We start from the raw sequence: 1,226 nt of genomic DNA on the forward strand, positions 1-1,226 counted from the left end.
CGCGCAACTTTGTAAAGCGGCGGTTGCGCAATAAAGAGGTGCCCTTGCTCAATAAGCTGTGGCATCTGGCGAAAGAAAAATGTGAGCAACAGCGTGCGAATGTGCGCGCCGTCGACGTCCGCATCGGTCATGATGACGATCTTGTGGTAACGCAACTTATCGAGGTTGAATTCGTCGCGGCCAATACCCGTACCGAGCGCCATCACCAAGTTGCCGATCTCTTGGCTACCCAACATACGATCAAAGCGTGCGCGCTCAACGTTGAGGATTTTACCTTTAAGAGGCAAAATCGCCTGCGTGCGACGATCGCGTCCCGTTTGCGCGGAGCCGCCAGCGGAGTCACCCTCCACGAGGAAGACTTCGGTTTGGCTCGGATCTTTTTCCGAACAATCTTTGAGCTTACCGGCGAGAAAGTTCACATCAAGCGCCGACTTGCGCCGAGTCAGTTCGCGCGCTTTACGGGCCGCCTCGCGGGCCATTGCCGCCTCAACAATCTTGGAGACGATCATTTTCGCCTCTGTAGGATGCTCGTCAAACCACTCGGTTAGCTTTTCACCAACGAGATTTTCCACCGCAGGGCGAACCTCGGATGACACCAATTTGTCTTTTGTTTGCGACGAGAATTTCGGATCTGGAACTTTCACCGACAAAACACAGGTCAGTCCTTCGCGGGCATCGTCGCCCGTGAACGTAATCTTTTCTTTCTTAGCGATCCCACTTTCCGCCGCGTAGCGAGTCAACGTACGGGTAAGCGCGCCACGAAAACCGGCAAGGTGCGCCCCGCCGTCTCTCTGAGGAATGTTGTTGGTGAACGGAAGAACATTTTCATGGTAGCTATCATTCCACCACATCGCGACTTCGACGCCAATGTCGTCACGTTCGCCCGTGACAAAAATAGGCTCGGAAATCATAGCTTGCTTTGAACGGTCGAGGTATTTGACGAACTCCTTAACGCCACCCTCGTAAAACAGCTCGGATTTCAACGGCACCGCGGGGCGCTCATCCTCAAGGATGATCCGCACACCCGAGTTCAAAAACGCCAATTCGCGCAAACGTTTTTCCAAGGTCTCGAAATTGTAATCGAGGTTCGAAAACGTGCCCTCAGGATCATTGATTTTGGACGACGCGAAAAAGCGCACCTCGGTACCCGTTTCGTCCCCCGCATCGCCAATGATTTTCAAATGCTCTGCCGTATCGCCCTTTTCAAAGCGCGCAATATGGATCTT

General features: G+C 53.3%; 1 protein-coding gene. It reads right to left on the reverse strand.

Translation table 11 applies throughout. The features are described 5' to 3' along the window. Positions 1-1,226 (reverse strand): toprim domain-containing protein (locus ACTG34_RS13755; protein ID WP_439105432.1); only part of this gene is annotated, 1,226 nt, incomplete at both ends.

Origin of the sequence: Celeribacter marinus (genome assembly GCF_965656515.1) — a bacterium.
Lineage (GTDB): Bacteria > Pseudomonadota > Alphaproteobacteria > Rhodobacterales > Rhodobacteraceae > Celeribacter > Celeribacter marinus_D.